Origin of the sequence: Rubripirellula obstinata (assembly GCF_001642955.1) — a bacterium.
GTDB classification, from domain to species: Bacteria; Planctomycetota; Planctomycetia; order Pirellulales; family Pirellulaceae; genus Rubripirellula; species Rubripirellula obstinata.
The window spans coordinates 1-7128 of the sequence record NZ_LWSK01000186.1 but is presented as its reverse complement, the minus strand read 5'-3'; the positions used below and the strand labels follow the sequence as shown (position 1 = coordinate 7128).

The 7128-nt window shown below is 53.4% G+C and carries 4 protein-coding genes and 1 tRNA gene; 2 read left to right on the top strand and 3 right to left on the bottom strand.

The window, feature by feature from the left end:
* Positions 1–210: 210 nt before the first annotated feature.
* From RC85_RS24185 to RC85_RS24175, 3 genes are all read right to left on the bottom strand, one after another.
* Positions 211–2478 (bottom strand): type II secretion system protein GspD, encoded by a 2268-nt coding sequence (locus RC85_RS24185; RefSeq protein WP_160148180.1) that lies wholly within the window; start codon positions 2476–2478, stop codon positions 211–213.
* Positions 2479–2584: 106 nt separating this feature from the next.
* Positions 2585–3277 carry a hypothetical protein gene (locus tag RC85_RS24180; protein WP_068267318.1) on the bottom strand — a complete coding sequence of 231 codons (693 nt, stop codon included), beginning with the start codon at positions 3275–3277 and terminating at the stop codon, positions 2585–2587.
* Positions 3274–4869 carry a PilN domain-containing protein gene (locus RC85_RS24175; RefSeq protein WP_149752904.1) on the bottom strand — a complete coding sequence of 532 codons (1596 nt, stop codon included), beginning with the start codon at positions 4867–4869 and terminating at the stop codon, positions 3274–3276. Before RC85_RS24175 ends, RC85_RS24180 begins: the two co-directional genes overlap by 4 nt.
* Before the next feature lie 173 nt (positions 4870–5042).
* On the opposite strand from RC85_RS24175, the gene RC85_RS24170 reads away from it, so the two are divergent.
* Positions 5043–6014, top strand: a complete 972-nt coding sequence (locus RC85_RS24170) for a M90 family metallopeptidase (protein WP_068267316.1) — start codon at positions 5043–5045, stop codon at positions 6012–6014.
* A 121-nt stretch (positions 6015–6135) separates the two neighbouring features.
* Positions 6136–6221: transfer RNA gene (locus RC85_RS24165), tRNA-Leu, on the top strand.
* Positions 6222–7128: the final 907 nt, after the last annotated feature.

Sequence of the window (7128 nt, the reverse complement as noted above, 5' to 3'; positions counted from 1 at the left end):
TGGCTCGCTACGGCCTACATGCTGGCGATCAGGGAAATGTGCCGTTGCCACAATGTTTCACAGCGCTGCAGTTTGTGTTGTCTGCCATGGTGCAGCTTGCCCAATTTGCTGCGTTGCAATGATTTTCATCAGGCCAGGCGATGCCCACGCGGTTAAACAAATTCGAAACCCTTCCCGGCCTTGGGCAATGCAACCATTCGCAAATGACAATTACTGCAGCACAGCTTCGTGGACGTGAATCGGCTCGAAGTAACCTTCTTCGATGAACTCACTCTGTTGCGGAAGATGTTGCGGAACATCTTGCGGAACATCTTGCGGATGAACTGGTACCTGATCGTCGTGAACAGCGTTCTCCGGTGGCGATTCGTAAGTTGGATGCGTCACGGGATCGCACTCTCCAAACCTCAGAGCCTCGGTGTACTTCAATCCCTCGCTGCCGCCATTTGCTCGACACGTTGGATGGTGGTTCGGGCAATGCTTGTCATTGCAACATGGAATCATCGATTGTTCTTGGGCGTGTGGAATTTCATCGAGCTGCCGATTCGAGATATAGGCGGCTTCTCGTTGTCGAGCATTTCCACAATCGTAAGGAGTCACGATTTCGGGTTTGATAAAAACGATCAACTCACTTTCGCGGATCTCGGTATCGTGGCTTCGGAACAACTTGCCGATGTACTTCACGTCCTTCAAAAAGGGCACACCGCTGGTCGATTCAACGATCGATTTTTGCCTTAATCCACCCAACACGAAGGTCTGACCGTCGGCAACTCGAACAGTTGTTTCCGCGGTCCGAGTATCGATGACGGGATTGTTTGCGATGAAGTCTGCAACGACACTGTATTCCGGTTGAACCTGCAAATCGATCGTATTGTCACGACTGATTCGGGGTTGCACTTTCAAGATAATTCCGGCTTCTTCAAATTGGACCTGTGAAAATACAACACCAGAATTCTCGACCGGGTCGGCTGCCAAGATTGGAATTTTTTGGACAATCCGAATCGATGCCTTCCTTCGATCACCAACGGTTACCGACGGGTCAGCAAGCAACTTGGCCTCGCTATTCCCTTGCAAAGCCTGCAACAGCATTCCAACATTCATCGTATTGTTGAGCGATGACACCGCAAGGTTGGCCGCGCCCGTTGCATTGGTATCTGTAATCAATCCAGTAGAGCCGGTGATCAAATTGCGAAACTGCAACGATTCCGCATCATTCAAATCGGTTAGCCCAAGCCCGCGACTGTGCGGTTGAACGTTCCAATTGACTCCCAGTCTTTCAACTTCTTTCAGTGACACATCGTAAATCATCGCCGTGATACGAACTTGACTTCTCGGTCGATCAAGCTGCTCGATCGCCTCCGTTGCTAAACGCAGGTCCGCCGCGCTTCCTTTTACCATGATTCGGTTTTCCGTCGGGAAGACGGCGACAACGACGCTGTCGCCCAGCGCCGACTGTAGCGGCTCCCGCATTTCCTCGGCTTCCGTATATTGAGGCGAAAAGTAAGCGATCCCCGACGTCAGCATCGCCGGTGTGCTCGCCAACGCGTTGCCATTGATCGCGTTTTCGTTTTGTTCAAACTCGCCCGTTCCGTTCGTCATCGCTGATGAATCGAATCCGCCAAACCCGGAAAAAAGATTTCGCACGCGATCAATCCGAGCAGCGGAATCAATCACCAAAACCAGATCGTTGCCGAGCCGACGAATTTGACCGCGCTCACTCAACAGCATGCGGGCGGCTTCCAGGGCTGATTCATCTTCGCGAAGCATTTCAGGAATACGCAGCGTATCGGAAACGAAACTTGGGTCGTCCGAACCCACTTGATCGGCCGTTAGCACGACCAGGCTGCTGCCGGTTTTTCGATAGCTGTACCCTGACGATGTAAGCACCGCCGATAAGACTTCGCGGAGTGGTGCGTCATGAAACGATCCACTCACTTCGCCGTTGACGTTTTCGCCGGCAACAATGTTGATGTGCCAAAGATCGCTCAGTAAGAACACGACTTCCGAGAGCGGGGTTTTGCGAAAGGTGACGCTGCCACGGGCTTCGAGTGCTTCTTCTACACTGGCGGGTTTCTTGTTGACATCCGCAGATTGCGGAGCATCTTGTTGAGTTGAGTTTGCTGGGACGACAAGGCTGCTTGGTGGTAAATCAGACTCCACCGTCGAAGTCAAAACAGCGACCATCGGCGACCGGGTCGCTTCGATCACCCGACTGCGTCCCCGAACGATTCGGGCAGGTGCCGCCGATGCTGAATCGAGCGTACGGATTGCACTGATATCGCTACGAATGCCGCCAAGATCCAACGCTCGCAGGCCACTTTCGTGTAGTGCCCCACTGTTCGCAAATGCCTTGTTGGCTTGAGGCAACTGGGCATTGGATGATGAAACGCATACCAACGTCGCCAACGTACACCACAACAAACGATGCCAAGGCATCTTCGCGGGCGTGTCGATTGAGCGTGTAGTTTTACAGCCATCCATGGCATGAAACCTATTTCTTCGGCGTAGTTGACTAGTGGTATCCGTCAGCGGTGTATCCGCGTCTTTGGCAATTCGAAGCCTCGCTTGAAGCACAGACTTGCAGTCATCAGCGAAATTGACGCGGACTTCTTCGCATTGCAAATTCCTCATCCTCTTCCATCAAATCCTCTGGTGCAGGTTCGAGCCCATACAGGATCATCGTCACCTCAATCGACGCCATCGCATTGATCGAACCGGTGGGGCCAATCAACAAATTTTTCGTTGACATCAACCATCCATGACTGTTGATACTTTCAAGCACTTTTTCAATGGATTCCATCCGTCCGTCTGCTTGAATTTGCACCGCATGTTTGTGAAGCACGAATGACGAATTGTCGCCGTACAACGGTGCTGTGTCATTTCGCGGATCGTCCTCCGCCATCGACCATGCACGCACCTCATTCTCACCAACTTCCAATCGCCGCAAACTCGCACCAGCATCACGAACGATACCGATCAACGACTCTCGAACAAACTCGATATCGTCTGGACCGACACCACGCTCCTTGGCTCGATTTAGCGCACCTTTCAGCTTCCATTCGATCGAAAGCAGTTTCTCGCGACGTCGATGGGCCTCGTCAAACTCGGCCTGCAACACATCCATCTGCGCAGCGTCTCGGCTTAGCAAAAGGTATTCCTCAATCCATTTCCCACCGATCAACGCGATCGCAAGCAGACTAAAACTGGCGATGATCGCGCGTGACGTCCGGCCTGACGCAAAATTGGACGCATCCTGTCGCGACGGTCTACGAAGACTCATTGGACGCCTCCGCTTTCTTCAGAGCCAAACTTCGATGCGACTGATGCACCAGCGGTTGTCGTTGTTTCGACGGTTTTTAGCTGAACAGTGAACCGGGTTGATTGGTCTTCGGAATTGGGCGTCGTGCCCTTCAAAGCGACCTGCGAAACCGACGGCAAGTGCCTGAGCGAATTCACGAGTTCGTAGATCATCGTTTCATCGACCGTGGTTCCCTCCATCAAAATCGCGCTTCCCGAATCCACGCGAAACTCGTTTAATTTCACCGACGGCGGCAGCATTTTGGTGATCCGATCAAACATCTGGTCCCAGCGAGGTTCCTGAGTAAGGTTTGCGATACGAATCAAATAATCCAGCTCTTGGCGATCGTGAGAGATGCGTGATTGCTTGACGCTGGTGGCAATAATTTCCGCCTGCAATGCAGCACGCCCACCATCGGACCCCGCATGACGCCGACGTTCCGATGAAACCAATCCATACGAAATCACTAAACAAACCGCAGCGACCGCGATCGGCCAGCATTGTTTCAAGACCTTTTGGCCCAGCGACAAATCGGGGGCTCGGCGAACCTGTTCCAACAAATCCGCGACGTCTTCTAACTTGGTCCCCACCAGCAACGGATAAACCGTCGCAACCGCGGGAACGTTTCGCGTCAACTGGTCAGCCGGACTTACTTCATAAAGATTCGGCAGCATCGGAATCTGAAGACGTGATGTATTCACGCGAGACGAATGGCTTAGTCGCTGTAGAACATCCTGAGTTTTCTCTTCGTCGCCGCAGATCAACAGATCGTGCAGTTCGTCCGTCACGACTCCACGGTGGCGGGAACAGAATCGTTTCAAACGTTCGTAGTGTCCTTCTAAGACTTTACAGAATCCTTCGTTGTTGTTCGCTGCGGCGGGACGGTAATCCAACAACAAGCGACCGGCGCATGCGATCCCCACATCCCATTGTTTGCCCATGCCGTCGGCAATCAAAACAGGACGTTCGTCGAATGCTTTGTCTTGTCCAGCCAATCTTGCAATGCTGACCAGTGATGGTTCAACCCACGCCACATCAACATCAATGCTGCGGAAGGCGTCATAGATAATTTGGATCAACGACCGATTAACCACCCCAGTCACCGAATGGTCCATGCTGTTGTCGATTTTACCGCGAGCGTTCCCTGTTACTTTTTCACCGGGACCAAGTTGCAGATACCGGGGAATTCGATCCCCCAACATTTCCAAATCATGATCGACTTGATCCGGCGTCCCCATCGTCACCCGCGTAACGCAAAAATCGCCATCCAATGACACCGCGATTCGGTGACGCCGCATGTGATGCCGTTCCACCAAAGTTTCCAAAGCCGATTCAAGCTCGGCCGCACCGCTTGCCGTCAACCATCCCGATTCGGTCGGGCACACGATTTCGTCAAACGACAACTGGCGTCGACCGTCGGCCAGCGGCAATGCGATCGCAGCCTGGACCACATGGCTTTCAATGCGCAAACCAAAGCAGGGTTCATGCAAGACCGGTTCGGAAATCGACTGAGGCACTGGCGAAAGTTTTCGCTTGTTGATCGAGTAGTGAGACGTTCGTGAAACTGAGGGCAACCATTCATTCCCCAGATTTCGTTGTCCCGGTAATACCGGCACTGACTCGGTTTCGGTACGGTTACACCGATCAATCGATTCAATCTTGCATGTCCGAGGACAGCGGTAGACATTGACGTCCCACCTGACCGGGAAGTGACGGTTGTGCAGGTAACCCCAATGAAAGCAACTCCATGCTCGTATCAGCTCAGCAAAACCAACGCAACCAGATTCACGCTGTCGTGGCGGCGGTTTCCATCGCGCTGATCGGGTTGGGCTTGACGACCCTATCGACTGCGTGGCTTCTGATGCTGCCGCTGGCTTGCTTGGTTTACTACTGGGTCAGGCGTACCACAGCCCGGCGGTTTCGCATCCAATCCGAACCATTCCCTGACGCCTGGCAATCCGCACTGATTACCCACGTCGAATTCTTTCGCGCGTTGGACGCCCAAGAACAATCGCGTTTTAAAAAACTGATGCAAGTCTTTTTAGACGAAGTTTCGGTAACGGGAATTCGTACCGACGTTGACGACACGACACGCGCCCTCGTCGCGGCTAGTGCGATCATACCGATCTTTGGATTCCAGGACTGGGAATACGCTCGATTGGGCGAAGTGCTGATTTACCCGAATGCTTATGGAGAGAACTATGAAACCGATGGAGAAGGTCAACGCAACATCTTGGGCATGGTCGGCGCGGGGCATCTCAGCGGCGTAATGATCCTGTCAAAGCCCGATCTCATTTCAGGTTTCGACATCAACAGCGACAAGCGAAACGTCGGCATCCACGAATTCTCTCACTTGGTCGACAAAGCCGACGGAACGATCGACGGACTGCCCGCCGGCATCCCGCACCAAGTTGTCCAGCCATGGATCCAGTGGGTTGGCCGCGAACTCAAAGACGACAAAGCAACGCAAAAGCACATCGACGATTACGCCTACACCAACGAAGCAGAATACTTTGCCGTGCTAAGCGAATACTTCTTTGAATCCCCAGCGATGTTGAAAAAGAAGACCCCAAAGCTCTACGAAATGCTTCAAAAGATCTACCGTCAAGACACCCGGCAACTACTCTCTCGCCGCCCCAATCGACGCCGCCGCATCGGCCGCAACGATCCCTGCCCCTGCGGCAGCAGCGAAAAATACAAACGCTGCTGCCAGCGGTAAGAGATTTTCTGCTTGCGGACGCGAGAGCCGATCACACAAATTGTTCGCGAACGTCCGCTGACCTGGCCGTGTCAAAGCCGCATTTGGCTGCTAAACTCACCCCTCCCACGAAATCCCTCTCGCCCGGGTGGTGGAATTGGCAGACACAGGGGATTTAAAATCCCCCGGCCGGTAACGGCTATGCGGGTTCAAGTCCCGCCCCGGGCATTTTGGTTGGAGCCGTTTAAGCACGTTTTTTTACGGTACTTTTTAGGGCGATTTACGAAAACGTCAACGGTTTGTAGCCGTTGGCGTTTTTTCGTTTCCGCACCGTATCCGCACCGATTCTGTGCGGAATCCTTCTTGCCACCTTCTGTTCCTGCGGCGCTGCAAAGATTCCATTGCGGCTCGATCGTCCAGTCGGCAAAGGAAACATGCTCTTTCAGCGACGTGCCCGCAAAGCTCGCTCCGATCGACTTTTCGGGAACGAGGATAATGGCTTGTTTTAAACCTTGCCGATGCAGCTTGTCCAAAGCCACGAACATCATGTGTCAGCCCAAGACTCCGTGATGTGTCGCCCGCTGGGCTTTCAGTGTGATGGTTCCTGATTCCGGCGGCTGACGCCACCGGCAAGGATGTTTCGCCCTCTGGGCTGTTGAAGTCACGACGCCTAGTCCGCCTTGCTGGTGATTTCGCCGCGGCCAGTTTGGCGTGGCAGCGCCGATTTAGCCCGGAGCGGAACGACGCTAATTCTAGCCCAGAGTGCGACATATCTTTGCCGTTGGCGTAAGCCACCGGTTTTGTTTCCTCACCGCCATCAAGCCCAGCGGGCGACACAACGAAGGCATTCTGCCGCCCTCCGGGCTATTGGATTCGCTTTTTCCGTGGACCGGCGGCTGATGCCACCGGCAAAGATATGCCGCCCTCTGGGCTAAGACCTTCGATGGTGAGACAGGATAAAAACGGCGCGAGCCGATAACTCCACAACCCCAATGATTTAGCGGCCTAGGCATCGCCTGGGCTGACGAAAATGTTTGCGTGGAGGGAAACTGGACGACTTTGGGGATTCGTGGCTGACCGGCCTCGGTGTTGATTGCAAATTGCAAAATGAACACTGAAAAATGTAAATTGACCA

Excerpts from the sequence above, each read along its gene's own strand:
- RC85_RS24180 (WP_068267318.1), bottom strand. The coding sequence starts at position 3,277 with ATGAGTCTTCGTAGACCGTCGCGACAGGATGCGTCCAATTTTGCGTCA.
- RC85_RS24185 (WP_160148180.1), bottom strand. The coding sequence starts at position 2,478 with ATGGATGGCTGTAAAACTACACGCTCAATCGACACGCCCGCGAAGATG.
- RC85_RS24170 (WP_068267316.1), top strand. The coding sequence starts at position 5,043 with ATGCTCGTATCAGCTCAGCAAAACCAACGCAACCAGATTCACGCTGTC.